This is a genomic window from Methylocaldum sp. 14B (assembly GCF_002005105.1).
Lineage (GTDB): Bacteria > Pseudomonadota > Gammaproteobacteria > Methylococcales > Methylococcaceae > Methylocaldum.
Genome location: NZ_MSCV01000013.1, coordinates 92,894 through 109,288, shown reverse-complemented (window position 1 = coordinate 109,288; position 16,395 = coordinate 92,894). Strand labels below are relative to the sequence as shown.

Here is a 16,395-nt window from a genome sequence, read left to right as displayed (position 1 = left end):
CGATGGCGAAACCGAAAGTCATTACGCTCGACGGCAACGAGGCGGTGGCCCATGTCGCCTACCGCGTGAACGAAGTGTGCGCCATCTATCCCATCACGCCCTCCTCCACCATGGCGGAACTGGCCGACCAGTGGGCGGCCGAGGGCAAGACCAACATCTTCGGCGAGGTGCCCGTGGTGGTGGAGATGCAAAGCGAGGGCGGCGCCGCCGGGGCCGTGCACGGTGCCCTTCAGACCGGGGCCTTGACCACGACCTTCACCGCTTCGCAGGGTCTCCTCCTGATGATCCCGAACATGTACAAGATCGCCGGCGAACTCACCCCGACGGTGTTCCATGTCGCCGCCCGCTCCCTGGCGGCGCAAGCCTTGTCCATCTTCGGCGATCATTCCGATGTCGCCGCGGTGCGGGGCACCGGTTTCGCCCAGATCGCCTCGGGCTCGGTGCAGGAGGCGCACGACTTGGCGCTGATCGCCCAGGCCGCGAGCTTGAACAGCCGGATTCCTTTCCTGCATTTCTTCGACGGCTTCCGGACCTCCCACGAAATCAGCAAGATCGTGCTGCTTTCGGACGACGAAATCCGGGCCATGATCGACGAGGAGACGGTCCGCGCGCACCGGGCGCGGGCCTTGAATCCCGACAATCCGTTTATCCGCGGCACCGCGCAGAACCCGGACGTTTATTTCCAGGGGCGCGAGACCGTAAATCCCTACTACGCGCGTTTGCCGAGCCTGGTACAGAAAACCATGGACCGCTTCGGAGAACTGACCGGACGCCGGTATCGCCTGTTCGAATACCACGGCGATCCGGAGGCCGAGCGCGTGGCCGTGATTTTGGGCTCCGGCGCGCACACCCTGCGCCAGACCGTCGATTTTCTGGCCAAGCAGGGCGAGAAGGTAGGCGTGATTCAGGTGCGTCTGTGCCTGCCGTTTTCCGTCGGGCATTTCCTCGCCGCCCTGCCCTCGACGACCAAAGCCATTGCCGTCCTGGATCGCCTAAAGAGTCCCGGCGCGCTCGGGGAACCCCTGTACACCGACGTGGTCGCGGCGCTGGCGGAAGCGGAGGCCAGCGGTCTCCTTCCGGCCGGGAAACGGCCCGAGATCGTCGGCGGCCGTTACGGGCTTTCCTCCAAGGAGTTCAATCCGGCCATGGCGAAAGCCGTGCTGGACGAGCTGAAGAAGGAAAGACCCAAGAACCACTTCACCGTGGGCATCGTCGACGACGTTTCGCACACCAGCCTGGACGTCGATCCCGGTTTCGACATCGAGCCGGACGGCGTGGTGCGCGCCGTGTTCTTCGGTCTGGGCGCGGACGGCACGGTCGGCGCCAACAAGAACAGCATCAAGATCATCGGCGAATCCACCGATCTCCATGCGCAGGGCTATTTCGTCTACGACTCCAAGAAATCCGGCTCCAGGACCACGTCTCACGTGCGGTTCGGGCCGGAGCCGATCGAATCGCCCTATCTCATCGAGTCGGCCAACTTCATAGGCTGCCACCAGTTCAGCTTCATCGAGACGCTCGACGTGCTGGCCAAGGCCAAGCATGGCGCGGTTCTCCTGCTCAACAGCCCGCACGGCCCGGACGACGTATGGGACCGGCTGCCCTACGAGGTTCAGCGGCAGATCATCGACAAGGCGCTGAAGCTCTATGTGATCGACGCTTCCAGGGTCGCCCTGGAAACCGGCATGGGCGGACGCACCAACACCATCATGCAGACCTGCTTCTTCGCCCTGTCCGGCGTTTTGCCGCGCGATCAGGCGATCGCCAAGATCAAGGAAGCGATCAAGAAGACCTACGGCAAGAAGGGCGAGGAGATCGTGCGGAAGAACTACGAGGCGGTCGATCGAACCCTTTCCGCCCTGCACGAGGTGAAAGTCCCGGACCAGGCGACCGGCACCCTCAAGCGCCAGCCGGTGGTTTCCGAGGAGGCGCCCGATTTCGTGCGCCGGGTCACGGCGATGATGATGGCCGACCGGGGCGACGAACTGCCGGTGAGCCTGATGCCGGCGGACGGCACCTTCCCGTCGGGCACCACCCGGTGGGAGAAGCGGAACATCGCGCAATCCGTGCCCGTGTGGGAGCCCGATATCTGCATCCAGTGCGGCAACTGCGGCTTCGTCTGTCCGCACAGCGTCATCCGCGCCAAGTTCTACCACGAATCCCGGCTCGAGAACGCGCCCGAAACCTTCCTGTCGGCGCCGGTCACCGCCTACGGTTTTCCGGAAACCCGCTATACCTTGCAGGTCTATGTCGAGGATTGCACGGGCTGCGGCCTGTGCGTCGAGGTCTGCCCGGCCAAGAGCCTCACCCGGAGCGGCGTCAAGGCCATCAACATGCGGCCCAATGACCCGATACAGGAACCGCAGAAGGCGAACACACGCTTCTTCGAAACCATTCCGGTGAACGACCGCGCCCGGATCGATTTCTCGTCGGTGCGCGGCGCGCAGTTTCTCGAACCCTTGTTCGAATTTCCCGGCGCCTGCGCGGGCTGCGGCGAGACGCCCTACGTTCGGCTGCTGTCGCAACTCTTCGGCGATCGCCTGATCGTCGCCAACGCCACCGGCTGCTCCTCCATTTACGGCGGCAATCTTCCGACCACGCCCTGGACCGTGAATGCCGAAGGAAACGGCCCCGCCTGGTCGAACTCGCTGTTCGAGGACAATGCCGAATTCGGCTTCGGCTTTCGCCTTACCGCCGATCAGCACTTGGCTCTGGCGCAGCGGCTCGCCCGCGAGCTGAAAGATTCGCTAGATCCCGAATTGGTGGACGAAATCCTGGCCGCACCGCAGCTCACCGAGTCGCAGATCCGCGCCCAGCGCGAGCGCGTTGCCAAGCTCAAGGCCATGCTGCTGAAACGGACCGACGACAAGGCGAAGGATCTTCTGTCGGTGGTCGACCAACTGGTGCGGCGCAGTATCTGGACCGTCGGCGGAGACGGCTGGGCTTACGACATCGGCTCGGGGGGCCTCGACCATGTGCTGGCCTCGGGCCGCGACGTCAACGTGCTGGTGCTGGACACCGAGGTGTATTCCAACACCGGCGGGCAGATGTCCAAGGCGACGCCGCTCGGCGCCGTGGCCAAATTCGCGGCGGCCGGCAAGACCGTCGCCAAGAAGGACCTGGCCCTGCAGGCGATCGCCTACGGCAATGTCTATGTGGCGCGCGTCGCCATGGGGGCGAACCCGCAGCAGACCCTGCTCGCCTTCCGCGAGGCGGAAGCCTATCCCGGTCCCTCCCTGATCCTCGCCTACAGCCATTGCATCGCCCACGGCTACAATCTGCAACACGGCATGCGCCAGCAGGATCTGGCCGTCGCCAGCGGCTATTGGCCCTTGATCCGGTACAACCCGGCGCTGCGCCGGTCGGACCGGAATCCGTTCGTGCTGGATTCGCCGCGTCCGCGCATCCGATTCAAGGAGTATGCCTACAACGAGCTGCGCTTTATGATGCTGAGCCATACCAATCCCCGGAACTTCGAACGCTTGATGGAGATGGCGCAGCAGGTAGTCGATCAAAAATGGGACATTTACGAGGAAATGGCCAGCCGCGCCGGCAGCCGCTTTCATCCCGACGCCAGCGTCGACCTTCCGTAACAGGGGAGCCCGCATGGATCTGAAGACACGCTATATGGGACTGGAGCTCGATCATCCCGTGGTCGCCTCGGCCTCGCCGCTTTCCGAGACGCTGGACGGCATTCGCCGGCTGGAGGACGGCGGGGTCTCGGCGGTGGTCCTGTTCTCGCTGTTCGAGGAGCAGATCCGCCAGGAAAGGATGGCGTTCGTTCAGCTGATGGATCACCCGTCGGAAAGTTATGCCGAGTCGCTGAGCTACTTCCCCGACGTGGGCGATTTCCGTGTCGGCCCGGACAGCTATCTGAGCCTGGTGCAGCGCGCCGCCGAGGCCGTGGACATTCCGGTCATCGCCAGCCTCAACTGTGTGACCGGCGAGGGCTGGATCGAATACGCCCGGCAACTGCAGGAGGCCGGCGCCAAAGCCCTGGAGCTCAATATCTACGGCATCGAAGCGAATTTCGATGTCTCGGGGCGTGAGGTCGAGCAGCGCTACCTGGACATCCTGCGGATGGTCAAGCAAGCCGTCTCCATTCCGGTGGCGCTGAAGCTGAGCCCTTTCTTCAGCGCCTTCGGCCATATCGCCCGGCAGTTCGATGCCGAGGGCGCCGATGCCCTGGTCCTGTTCAACCGCTTCTATCAGCCCGATCTCGATATCGTCAACCTGGAGGTCGCTCCGACCCTCTCCCTCAGTCACGCCGGGGAGATTCGCCTGCCCCTGCTCTGGATCGCCCTTCTGCGCGGCCGGCTCAAGGCTTCGCTCGCGGCGACGCGGGGCGTGGAAAGCGCCGTGGAAAGCGCCGTCGAAATCATCAAATATCTGCTGGCCGGCGCGGACGTGGTGATGGTCGCCTCCGCCCTGCTGCGCAACGGTCCGGACTATGCCGGCACGCTGGTGGACGGTTTGAGGGACTGGATGGACCAGCGCGGGTTTCAATCACTGGAACCCATGCGCGGCATCATGAGCCGCGCCAAAGTAGCGAATCCGGGAGCCTTCGAACGCGCCAATTACATTAAAATACTGGAAAGCTACTGATGGCCTGCGCGGCCTCCAGGTAGACCGAGGGAGCCGAGGCCGGACCAGAAGTAGGTCGGCAATTCTTTGCCGACGCAGACTCAGCAGGTGTCGGCAAAGGATTGCCGACCTACTTCGAGCGCCAATTTCATTTTTCGAACAAGCCAAGATATTTTTAAGGAAGCTCTGAACGAGTGGATTCCGTTCATGCCCCTTCGACAGGCTCAGGAGAGCGTTCGACAAGCCTGTCCCGAGCCGAGTCGAAGGGCCTGTCCTAAGCCAAGTCGAAGGGCCTGTCGAAGGACTTAATCAGAGATTCCTTAAATCGAGCCACAGTATCGGCCACGACCCTCACCGATTCGCAATAGTCATCCCGGCCAACAGCATCGTCTCCGTTCTATCGCACTTCTGCACCGCCGTTTAGGTCTAATGCGTCGAAATGTTTGCTGTGGCGCAAACATTTGAGGAGCGACAGAGTTAGTGTTTGCCGCGGTAGCCGACCCGCATGCCTGTTGCACTCATGGAAAATGGTCCGAATTCGGCCGATACCTCCGGCATGAGAGGAGAAGCACGATTGAATGTTCCTGTGGAGCGTTCGCAGCCGTGGGCATCGCATCAGCCACGGCGCCGTAAGCGGGGGCTGATTCTTATCCTGGGCTTCTGCTGCGGACTATCTGCATGCGCCTATCGCCCGATGCAAGAGATGTCAAATCACTGGCATGGCGAGTGGGGCTGGTTACCGCCTCCGATCAAGGAGCCGATGGAGGAACCGGCGCAAGAGTCGGCGCCTGTTGCGAGCCCACCGATCGCGTCGCTGGAGAAGCACCGATTCTCTGTCGCCAAGGACGAAGGGGTAGTCGGGTCGTTCGGAGTGATTACGCTTCAGCAAGGGGACACGCTTCCCGATGTCGCGCGGCACTTCGGATTGGGATACGAAGAGATCGTCGCGGCAAACCCCGAGCTCGATCCGTGGCTACCGGACGCGAGCGGCAGAGCGTTGATCCCGGTGCAGTTCGTACTGCCGCGGGCGCCGCGGCGGGGTCTGGTCATCAATCTCGCCGCCATGCGGCTGTTCTATTTTCCGGCCAAGGGAAACGGCGCCGAGGTTGTCACTTATCCCATAGGTATCGGCCGGGAAGGGCGAGCGACTCCCAGCGGGGCAATGCGAATCGCCCGAAAGATCAAAAACCCGACCTGGTATCCGACAAAGAACATCCGAGACGACCACCTCCGCTGGGGGGATCCCTTGCCGGCCGCAGTGCCGCCTGGACCTAACAACCCCTTGGGCAAGTATGCCCTGTACCTGAACCGACAGATGTATCTCATTCACGGCACGAACAAGCCTTATAGCGTCGGGCTTCGAGCCAGCAATGGCTGCATCCGCTTGTATCCGGAGGACGCCAGCAAGCTGTACTCGCAGATTCCACTGAACGAGCCGGTGTATATCGTCAATCAGCCTTATCTCGTGGGCTGGCGTGACGGGGTAGTCTACCTGCAGGCTTACCGGAGCCATGAGGAATTAAACGAAAAATCGCTCAAGAAAACCGTCCGCGCCAATCTTAAAAAGTGGGAGCAGGATCAGAACCAGCCCCTGGATTGGGGAAAGATCGAACGCATTCTCCAAGAAGGACTGGGCATTCCGCTACCGATTGCCGCGGGAACACCGCCTATCGATGCCGTACTCGCGGGGGCGCAGCCTATCGTGCGACCCGACAAGTGGTTCGGACAACCCGAATCGGCGCGGAAAGCCAGCAACGGCTGGTACGTGTCCGCCGCCGTCATGTCCAGCGAAACGGCAGCGCAGCGACTCGCCGCCATACTCAATCATCAGGGTCCTCCGATACCGGCACAAGTTGTTCCGAGCGGCGAACGCCATCAGGTTATAGCGGGGCCGTTCGCCAACGCCAAGGCCGCCAAAACCGCCGTGAAGCGTCTCAAGGTCGATCTGGAACTGGACGGGCGCATCTTGCCGCCAAAAGCGAGCAGGCAGCTAAGTCGCCCGCCAAACCTGCCACCCGGGAAACGTGTTTTCCGAACATATCGGAGCCGGACCGACCAACCTGAAGACGGTACCGGAGGAAACGGAGGCGACGAGCGGCTCAGGAGCAGATGACGTCGTGAATGCAATGCTTGAAGACACCGCTTCGGATACGACAGTAGACGAAGCGGTTGCCCGGCGACTCGCATTGGTAACGAACTGATATTGCGCGTGCTTCCGGATACCGAGACTGCCCTGCGCATCCTCTCCGCTTGGCTTGATCCAAATGTCTCAACCCCATTCAGCCCAAGGCCACATCCAGAATCATCATGACAATGAAACCGAGTATGGCCCCCAGCGTGGCGATGTCGGTGTTGCCCCGTTCCCGCGACTCGGGAATTATCGCTTCGAACACCACGTAGATCATGGCCCCGGCCGCGAAGGCAAGCGCATAAGGCATGATGGCCAAGCACGCGGATACGGCGGCGGCGCCTATGACGGCGGCGACCGGTTCGACCACGGCGGACAGCTGCCCGTACCAGAAGCTGCGCAGCCGCGACCAGCCCACGCGGCGCAAGGGCATGGCCACCGCCGCGCCCTCCGGAAAATTCTGCAGACCGATGCCGATCGCCAAGGCAATCGCACCGCCCAGACTGGCCGTATCCAAACCGCAGGCCAAGGCGCCGAAGGCCACGCCCACGGCCAGCCCCTCGGGAATGTTATGCAGGGTGATGCCGAGCACCAGCAGCATAGTACGCCGCCAGGTCGTGACGACCCCCTCCTCCGTCTGCATCGCCGCGCCGAGTTGGAAATGGGGCAACAGCCAGTCGCAAAGACTCAGCGCATAAGCGCCGAGGGCGAATCCCGTTGCCGCCGGAAGCCAGGCAAAACGGCCATAGCCTTCCGATAAATCGAGCGCGGGCGCGAGCAAAGACCAGTAACTCGCGGCCAACATCACTCCCGCCGAGAATCCCAGCATGGCATCAAGCAGCTTTTGGTTCATCCGCTTGGTAAAAAACACCAGGGCGGCGCCGAGCGCGGTCATTCCCCAGGTGAACAACGAGGCGAGAAGGGCTTGCAGAATGTGGGCACGCTCGGCGAACCAGCGGGAAACGGTCGAAAAGTGGGCTTGAACATACATGCCGAAGGCGGATAGGTCGCCGTTCGCGGCACGGGAGGCAAAATCGCTCGCTGCGTCACTCATCAGCGAAAAGTCTGGAAAGCGCTTCCTGATACTCGTCGCGAGCCTTTCGCCAAGCCGCGTATTTTTCGAGTTCGACCTTCACGAGCTTCAAGATCAGCGCCATGACGGCCACATCGTCCAGATAGCCGACGATAGGGATCACATCCGGGATCAACTCCGCCGGGTTGATCAGATACAGGAGACCGAAGGCCACGGCGGCGATCGCCCAGGCCGCGATATCCCGGTATATCCCCGATCGGTAATCGCGGATCAATTCCAGGCAGAGCAGGATATCCAGCCAGACCTGATACAGCGCCGGAATCTTCTTGACCTTGTTCTCGATCTCGCGAGCCTTTTCGATGATGCGGTCGAAATGCCGATCCGTGATTTTCCCGCCGTTGCGCTTGAAGAAAGCTTCGTTCAGTTCGTTCCGGTCTTCTTCATCCACGGGTATCCCTCCCTTCCGTCAGCGGCCTAGACCGAGAAAGCGAGCCATTCGGGCCTGAACAGCAGCAATAATCCGATGACGATCAGCACAACGCCGCCGATGGCGTGAGCATACCGCACGTATGTCCCGGTCAGCCCGGTCACCCGCAGGGTCTGCATGGCGACGAAAAACACGAAGAGGTCGTCCAGCATGAACACCAGTATGTAAAGGCCGAGGTAAGCATGATATTGCCATGTCGGCAGGTTGCTCAGAGCAAGCACCTGGGTATAAATAGCCGGTATTCCGGCGGAACAGATCAGTTCCACCAGGTTCACCGCAAAGGCCAGCAGGATAATGCCCGCCAGCGCGAGCAGGAAGCGCCGCTCGCTGGCCAGGGAACGCAGCCGCTCGAAAACGCGCTTCCGCGATTCGGGTGCGGTCACTTTACAGATAGCCTCGGGATTCACGAAATATTCGCGAAGGTAATAAGTCCCGCCGCCCAGCGCCAGCGTTCCCACCAAGATGCGAATCCAGAGCAGCATGCCGAAAAAAAGCAGCAAGTTTAACCAGGCCGCCATGAACAGATAGTAAACCGCAGCCGAGGCGACGATGAATGCGCTGCCCAGCACCCACATCCGAAACCGGTTGCGCAATCCCACCAGCAGACTGATCAGGAAAAGCAAGGTCCACATGGCGCACGGATTGAAGCCGTCCACGGCCGCGAGCATCAAAGTCAGCACGGGAAGAGAGACCTGGCCGATGGTCACTTCTCCGAATATCGGCAGTTTCAGAACCTTTGGCGTTTTCTTGACAGGCTGCGGAAGGTCTTCGGCCGGTGTCTCCGGTATGCCGGTCAACAGCGGCCATACGAGATCCCTGCAAACGACTTCCTGACAGGCCTTTGCGGCCGACCGGATCTCCGCTCCGGTCGTCGAGTCGTCATCGTACCCTTCGAAGTATGTCTTACCAACCACGGTCAGAGGCACCCCCGGGCGCTCGATTCCGAATTGCCTGACCAGCGCAGAAAAGACATCGTAGTTCCCGGTATAACGGCTGATTTCCAGATAATGAACACGAACTCTCGCCTCCTCGCCTTCCCATCGTCTGAGGAAATCCATTGCGCGTTCACAATGCGGACAGCCGTCCTTCCAGAAAAAGTAAACATCGACTTTACGTTCTTCCGATTCGGCACCGTTCGCATACCCAACCGCGCCGAGCAGCGAGAAAACAATCAGAAAAAGTAGCCACACCGAGTTCCTGCTGGGTCGCACCACCGATCAACCTCCTACAACAGCTTCGACTTCTCGACTCCCTGAACTATACGACGAGTTCACGGACCGGCGCGAATAAATCAAGGCTTGCACACTTGCTCAGAAGGATGACATCGCGGTTGCCCGATTTCTGAAATAGCGAAAGCGGTTATAGCCAAGAAAAGCCGAATGTTCGCCATGCGCCGTCAGAAAGAGGTCGGTCGTCATTCGAGCATCCGCACGCACCTCCATGGGGTTCCATTTCGAAACGGAGTTTTGTGTGTATTTGCATGGGATGGATTCTTGACTCGACGATGATTACAAATGAGAATTCTTCTCATTACGAAAAACAAAAGGGATGATCATGAAGGTCAAAACATGGGGCACCGTATTCACGCTCCTTGCCATTCAGGCCGCAGCCGACGATCAAGCCTTGCCCGGAGGCCAGTGGCTCACGCCGAAGGCCAAACTGGGCCGGGAGTTGTTCTTCGACGCCAGTCTCTCCTCGCCGGCCGGGCAATCCTGCGCCAGCTGCCATGAGCCCAAACGCGCATTCACCGACCCGGACAAGAGGATTCCCACCTCCGAGGGCGTGATTTCGGGACGGTTCGGCAGCCGTAACACTCCCACCGTCATGTATGCCGCATTCAGCCCGGCATTCCACTACGACGAACAGGAGGGGCTGTTCGTAGGCGGCCAATTCCGGGACGGCCGCGCCGCGACTCTGGAAGAACAGGCGAAACAGCCGTTCCTGAATCCGGTCGAAATGGCCAATCCGAGTCGAACTGCCGTGGTGGAAAAGGTACGTCAGGCCCCGTATGCCCGGTTGTTCGAAGAAGTGTATGGACGGGGTGCCCTGGATGACACCGAACGGGCCTACGATCTCATCGCCGACGCGATCGCCGCATTCGAGAATATCCGTGCATTCAACCGCTTCAGCTCGAAATACGACGCGTATCTGGCCGGAAAGGTCAAATTGAGCCCGCGGGAGCTCAGGGGGCTCAAGGTGTACGAGGATCCCGCCAAGGGCAATTGCGCCGCCTGCCATCCCAACCGGCCGTCGGAGGAGGATTCCCCGCCGTTGTTCACGGATTTCACCTATGACAACCTGGGCGTTCCAAAGAATCCGGACAATCCCTTCTACGCCTTGCCGCCCGAGTTCAATTCCGCCGGCCGCGACTTCGCGGACCGGGGCCTGGGCGCCAGCGTCGGCAGCGTTGCCGAGGACGGGAAGTTCAAGGTCCCGACCCTTCGCAATATCGCGATAACCGGTCCCTACATGCACAACGGTTATTTCCAGACCTTGCGTGGCGTGGTCGAGTTCTACAACAACCGGGACGTCAAGCCCGCCTGCCGGGACGCCATGACCCGTGAGCGCGATGCCCTCAAGCAAGGTTGCTGGCCCGCCCCCGAGATAGCGGACAATGTCAACCATGACGAACTGGGCAACCTGGGACTGACCGAACGGGAAATGGACGACCTCGTTGCCTTCTTGAACACCCTGACCGACGGATATCGCCCGCTCCAATGGAGGCGTGGCAAGTAGCGCGTTTTTCACCACGGTTTAGCGGTACGGGAAGCGCGTAGGTCGGCAATCCCTTGCCGACAACGTTCCTTGCCGACCCGGTTCGTCGGCAAAGGATTGCCGACCACCCTGCCGCCCCGTAGGTCGGGAATCCTTTCCCGACGCCGTGCTCCGACCGAGCGTCTTCGTCGGCAAGGGATTGCCGACCTACACCTTGGGGAAGCGCTACAGAAAACCGGAAAATGCTCTAACCCGTTCCACCGGCGATGTTACTGGGACAGCATTTCTCCCACGCGTTAAAACCGCCCACGAGATCGATCGTATTATCGAATCCCTGATCTTCCAGCAAGCTGGTGGCGATGGACGAGCGGTAGCCGGTGCCGCAATGGACCACGATGGGCCTGTCGCGGGGCAGTTCGCCGCTCCGTTCCGCGAGCCGGGTTAACGGGATATTGAGGCTTTCGCCGATGCGTTTCTGCTGCCATTCGTTTTCGGTACGCACATCGAGAACCAGGGGCGACTGCGCCGAGGCCAGCTTTTCCGCCAGGGTCGGGGCTGCGATCCGGTCGGTCCGCCGGATGAGATCCGGCCGCTGCTCCAGCGCTTCCATGCCCCCCTCGAGATAACCCGCAACATTGTCGAAACCTATTCGGCCGAGACGCATCGCGGCTTCCTGCTCGCGGCCGGGTTCGGCGATGAGCACGATGGGCCTAGTGCGATCGAGCAATGTGCCCGCCCAAGTGGCATAAGGGCCGCCGAGGCCGATGTTCACGCTGCCCGCCAGGTGCGCCCCTGCGAAATCCGCCGTCTCGCGCACGTCCAGAAGCTGCGCCCCGGCCTGTTTCATCGTGAGCACCGCGTCGAGCGAGAGCGGTTTCAGCCCGGTCGCCAGGGTTTCTTCGAGGGTTGCGCGCTCCTTGCGGTTGAGTACCGCGTCATGGGAAAAATATTTCGGCGCTTCCGGCTGGCCCGCCGTGACCAGGCGAATGAAGTCTTCCTTGCTCATGGGTTTGAGCGCGTAGTTGTACCCGCGCTGCGTTCCCATGGTGGAGAACAGGTCGGTGCTGAGACTTTTCCCGCACATGGACCCCGCGCCGTGAGCCGGGTAAACCAAGGTTTCGTCCGGCAGGGGCAACAGCTTTTCGTGCAGAGACTCGTAAAGCATCGCGGCCAGGTCTTCGGCCGAAACGCCGAACGAGGCCAAAAGGTCGGGGCGTCCCACGTCCCCGATGAACAGCGTATCGCCCGTCAGCACGGCATAGGGAATCTCCGTGCTCTTGGCCTGATCGTAAACCACGATCGAGATACCTTCGGGGGTATGCCCGGGTGTTTCCAGGATCTTCAGGCGGACCTGACCGAATTCGAGCGTATCGCCGTCGGGATGCGGAATGAACGCATATTCGGCATCCGCCCTCGCCCCCAAATGGATCTTGGCGCCGACACGATCCCGCAGTTCCAGGTGTCCCGCAATGAAATCGGCGTGAAAGTGGGTCAGGAACACATGGCGAATCTCGAAACCTTCCCGGCGCGCCTCTTCCAGATATTGCTCGATGTCGCGCTGGGGATCGACGACGACGGCGGTTTTCGTCCCTTCATCGCCGATGAGATAAGAGGCGTGGGCGAGACAGCCGAGATAGAACTGCTTGAAGAACATGGAGGCCTCCTCTTGGGTTGGCGTAATGCATTTCCTTGGACACGACGGGCCGGGACAATGATCCCGGTCAACTCGTCGCTCGCGGACACATCGCACCTTTGTATGTAGAAAAGTTCGCCATCAAAAACCCGAGCGAGGCAACGCGTCTCAAACCGGCGTACGCAGACTCGCCTCACGGTCTCCCCAACGATGGAACAGCCAAACCACGATTACGAACAACGCCAGAAAGCCACTCAGCCAAAACACCGAAGAGGCCGGATGCTGCGCATAGGTGGCGGCTTGATAGAACGCGGTGGCGGTCATATAAGCCAAGCCCGTCGTCCAAAAGATCAAGAATAACGCCCAGCGCCTGCCGCCTTCCCGAAAAACGGAAACTGTCGTGGTGATACAGGGAAAATACAACAGCACGAACAGCAAATAAGCGAAAGCCGCGGCCGGGCCGGTGAACCGGTCTTTCATCTCGGTAACGAATCGAGTTTTGGGGACGGCCTGATTCCGGGCAGGACCGATACCGAACAACTCGGACAGCTTGGCGGGAATAGTGGCGACCGCGTTTCGGAGTCCGCCCAAGAGATCGAACTCGGCCGTTGCTCTTTGCGGCCGACTTGCCTGAGTGTAAATCGCTTCCAGAGTCCCGATCACCACGACTTTATGCAGAACGCCGGTGAACAGGGCCACGGTAGCCGGCCAATTCTCCTCGCTGATGCCCATCGGTTCGAAAGCCGGAGTCAGCGTGCGGCCCGCCGCGCTCAGCACGGAACGGTCGACATTCCGATTGGGAAACGTACCGTCCGCCCCGAAGCTGTTCAGTATCTGGATGAGCATGACCATCGGCACGATAAACTTGCCGGCCTTGAAGATGAACGCCTTGACCCGCTGCCAAGTATTCAGCCACACGTTCTTGACGCGAGGCGTATGGTACGGGGGCATTTCCAGGATATGAAACGAGGCCTTTTGCTTGAGAAGCGTGTTTTTCATGATCAGCCCGGTCAGGATGGCAAAGGCGATGCCGGTGAGATAGAGACCGAAGACCACGATATGAGCCTGCCGCGGAAAGAAAGCCTCGGCGAAGAGCACATACACGGGCAGCCGAGCGCCGCAGGACAGGAACGGGATCATGAGAATGGTCAAGATCCGGTCGCGCGGCCGTTCCAGCGTGCGGCACGCCATCACCGCCGGCACGTTGCAGCCGAATGCAACCACCATCGGAATGAAGGATTTGCCCGGCAGTCCCAGAAATCCCATGAAGCGGTCCATGACGAACGCGGCCCGCGTCATGTAGCCCGAGTCTTCCAGCAGAGAAATGAAGATATACAGGAAGGCGATGATCGGAACGAACGCGATCACCTCGCGGATGCCATTGCCGAGCCCGTCCGCAAGCAAAGCCGTAATCCACTCGGGCAACCCGGAACGAGTCAGAGCCGCCCCGAAACCGTCGACGAACAGCGCTTGCGCCGAAAGATTGAAAAACGGCTTGAACGCCCTGCCCAACTGGATGGCGAAGAAAAACATCAGGTACATGACGCCGAGAAAGATCGGCAATCCCAGCCAGCGGTTAAGCACGACGCGGTCGAGCACATCCGTAATCGGCCGCCGGGGCGAAGCCGCCTCGGTGAGCGTCTCCTGGATCAGGGTGCGAATGAAACGGTAACGGCTGTCAGCGATCAGAAGATCCGCCCCCTCGCCGGAAAGCTCTTCGATGAGTTTTCTTTGTTGCGTGACGAGTTTTCGCGTTTCGGGGTCCATCCGTTCGGCAGCCCAGGCATCGCCTTCCAGGAGCTTCAGGGCCAGCCAGCGGGCGTTCTGTTCAGGCGCGATCCGCTCGATGCATGGCTGGAGGCGTGCGATGGCCTGCTCGATAATATCGGGATAGCTGAGCCTGAACGGCGTAGCGGTCTGCTCGGACGCCAGCCGGAGAATGATCGGCTTGACCGGCGCCATGCCTTCCGCGTGCGTGCCGATCACCGGGACGGCGAGCGCGCCGAGGCGCTCCGACAGCTTCGCCGCGTCCAGCTCGGCGCCGCGCTGTTCGAGGATGTCCATCATGTTGAGGATCACCAGGAGCGGCACCTTCATCTCGAGAAGCTGTACCGTGAGATAGAGGTTTCGTTCCAGGTTCGAGGCATCGACGATGTCGACAACCAGATCGGCTTGCCCCGACAGGATGTAATCCCGGGCGATCTGTTCGTCAAGGGAAACCGACTCCTCCCGGACATCGAGCGAATACAGACCGGGTAGATCCACGACCTCGACGCGGCGATTTCTGAAGGAAAAACGGCCGGTCTTCTTCTCCACCGTGACGCCCGGCCAATTGCCGACTCGCTGCCGGGCACCGGTCAAGCCGTTGAAGATGGTCGTCTTGCCGCTGTTGGGATTCCCGACCACGGCGATGGTGAAATCGGCCGATGCCTCGTCGGCTTCGGCCGCCGCAGCGGCCTCGTTCGCCAGACGCTCGACCTTGACGCAATCGATCTCCTCCCGGCGCAGGCTGAGGTCGAATCCCCGGACATGAATTTCGATCGGATCACCCAAGGGGGCAAAGCGGATGACCGTAAACTCCGTATCCGGCGTCAACCCCATGGCCAAAAGCTTTTGGCGGTATACTGGGTTTCCTCCCTCGAAGCCCACGATGCGGCCCTTTTCTCCGGGCGTGAGCTCATGCAATCTCTTACTCATCACGCAATTTCCTTCTCGAGATCGGGTCTAACCCGCTACCCAGCCGAGGCTTGCGGCTCATTACCGCAAGGTTCAAACTTGGGTCGTCGTTCGCTTGCGGCGACTGATCCAAGACACCCTATCAGAAACGGAGCAAGAATCATGCGACGCATCTATTTCTTGGTACCGAACATCGAAATTACCAAAAAGATCGTGGACGAGTTGTTGCTGGCGCGGATCGAGGAACGCCACATCCATGTGCTGACCAAACGCGGCACGCCTTTGGAAGATCTGCCCGAAGCCACTTTCCTGCAAAAGACCGATTTTCTTCCGGCCCTGGAACAGGGCGTCGCACTCGGCGGCGCGACGGGACTCCTGGCCGGGCTGGTGGCGATCGCCTTGCCCACGGGACTGGTTCTGGGCGGCGGAGCGCTGTTTGCGATTACCCTGGCTGGCGCGGGGGTCGGAGGATTGATGTCGAGCATGGTCGGCAGCAGCATCGGCAACCGGCGGATCGAGCAATTCCAGGAGGCCATGGAAAAAGGCGAGTTCCTGCTGATGATCGACGTGCCCCGAGATCGCGTCGAGGAAATCGAGGCCATCATCAAGAAACACCATCCCGAAGCCGAGTGCGAAGGCACCGACCCCCATACCTTCCCCTAGGGTTTTGCGGTCGGAACACGCGATGGTCTGGCCACTCAGCACCCGCCACTCTAGGAAATGCTCATGAATTCGAGCTTGAAGGATCGCCTGACCGAAGCGCTCGATGATGAATACAAGGCGCTTGCCGCCTATCGAAAGGTCATCGAAAAGTTCGGTCCGATACGTCCTTTCGTTAACATCGTCGAAGCCGAGGCGCGGCATGCCGCTGCCCTGCTCTCGCTGTTCGAACGCTATGGCATACCCGTGCCGGAAGACCGCTGGCCTGAGCGCGTGACAGCGCCGGATACGGTTGAAGAGGCCTGCCGCAGCGCGGTCGAGGCCGAGATATACAATATGGCGATGTACGACCGCCTGCTTGCCGCCACCCCGGAACCGGATGTCCGCCGGGTTTTGGAAAACCTTCGGTCCGCCTCCCGCGATCGTCATTTGCCAGCTTTCAAACATTGTTTTCAAAGAAATAGGTAAAGCGGCACCTC

General features: G+C 60.7%; 11 protein-coding genes. 6 read left to right on the top strand and 5 right to left on the bottom strand.

The features are described from left to right. Positions 1-2 precede the first annotated feature (2 nt). The 3 genes from nifJ (at position 3) to B2A78_RS11650 (ending at position 6,697) form a co-directional block, all read left to right on the top strand. A complete protein-coding gene (gene nifJ / locus B2A78_RS11660) occupies positions 3-3,593 on the top strand; it encodes a pyruvate:ferredoxin (flavodoxin) oxidoreductase (RefSeq protein WP_077730162.1) in 3,591 nt (1,196 codons plus the stop codon). A gap of 13 nt (positions 3,594-3,606) precedes the next feature. Further along, a complete protein-coding gene (locus B2A78_RS11655) occupies positions 3,607-4,605 on the top strand; it encodes a dihydroorotate dehydrogenase-like protein (RefSeq protein ID WP_077730161.1) in 999 nt (332 codons plus the stop codon). 682 nt (positions 4,606-5,287) lie between these two features. Continuing rightward, entirely contained in the window at positions 5,288-6,697 is a 1,410-nt protein-coding gene (locus tag B2A78_RS11650) for a L,D-transpeptidase family protein (RefSeq protein ID WP_240502497.1), read from the top strand. A gap of 166 nt (positions 6,698-6,863) precedes the next feature. Here B2A78_RS11650 and B2A78_RS11645 read toward each other — a convergent pair whose 3' ends face one another. Genes B2A78_RS11645 through B2A78_RS11635 form a run of 3 tightly spaced genes read right to left on the bottom strand, consistent with a single transcriptional unit; the run spans position 6,864 to position 9,422 of the window. Beyond that, positions 6,864-7,766 carry a ZIP family metal transporter gene (locus B2A78_RS11645; protein ID WP_077730160.1) on the bottom strand — a complete coding sequence of 301 codons (903 nt, stop codon included), beginning with the start codon at positions 7,764-7,766 and terminating at the stop codon, positions 6,864-6,866. Next, a complete protein-coding gene (locus B2A78_RS11640) occupies positions 7,759-8,193 on the bottom strand; it encodes a DUF1232 domain-containing protein (RefSeq protein ID WP_168175400.1) in 435 nt (144 codons plus the stop codon). Before B2A78_RS11640 ends, B2A78_RS11645 begins: the two co-directional genes overlap by 8 nt. Before the next feature lie 26 nt (positions 8,194-8,219). Then, positions 8,220-9,422, bottom strand: coding sequence for a hypothetical protein (locus B2A78_RS11635; RefSeq protein WP_077730158.1), 1,203 nt, complete (start codon positions 9,420-9,422; stop codon positions 8,220-8,222). Between the two features lie 364 nt (positions 9,423-9,786). On the opposite strand from B2A78_RS11635, the gene B2A78_RS11630 reads away from it, so the two are divergent. Then, positions 9,787-10,968: a cytochrome c peroxidase gene (locus B2A78_RS11630; protein WP_240502496.1), complete on the top strand. Its 1,182-nt coding sequence runs from the start codon at positions 9,787-9,789 to the stop codon at positions 10,966-10,968. Between the two features lie 226 nt (positions 10,969-11,194). On the opposite strand, the gene B2A78_RS11625 is transcribed toward B2A78_RS11630, so the two are convergent. Further along, positions 11,195-12,601: an MBL fold metallo-hydrolase gene (locus tag B2A78_RS11625; RefSeq protein ID WP_077730156.1), complete on the bottom strand. Its 1,407-nt coding sequence runs from the start codon at positions 12,599-12,601 to the stop codon at positions 11,195-11,197. Positions 12,602-12,748: 147 nt separating this feature from the next. Continuing rightward, positions 12,749-15,277 (bottom strand): Fe(2+) transporter permease subunit FeoB, encoded by a 2,529-nt coding sequence (gene feoB / locus B2A78_RS11620; protein ID WP_077730155.1) that lies wholly within the window; start codon positions 15,275-15,277, stop codon positions 12,749-12,751. 141 nt (positions 15,278-15,418) lie between these two features. Between feoB and B2A78_RS11615 the strand changes: the two genes are divergently transcribed. Together B2A78_RS11615 and B2A78_RS11610 are read left to right on the top strand one after the other, a co-directional pair. Continuing rightward, a complete protein-coding gene (locus B2A78_RS11615) occupies positions 15,419-15,919 on the top strand; it encodes a DUF1269 domain-containing protein (protein ID WP_077730154.1) in 501 nt (166 codons plus the stop codon). Between the two features lie 63 nt (positions 15,920-15,982). Next, positions 15,983-16,384, top strand: a complete 402-nt coding sequence (locus B2A78_RS11610) for a DUF2202 domain-containing protein (RefSeq protein WP_077730153.1) — start codon at positions 15,983-15,985, stop codon at positions 16,382-16,384. The last annotated feature ends 11 nt before the right edge of the window (positions 16,385-16,395 follow it).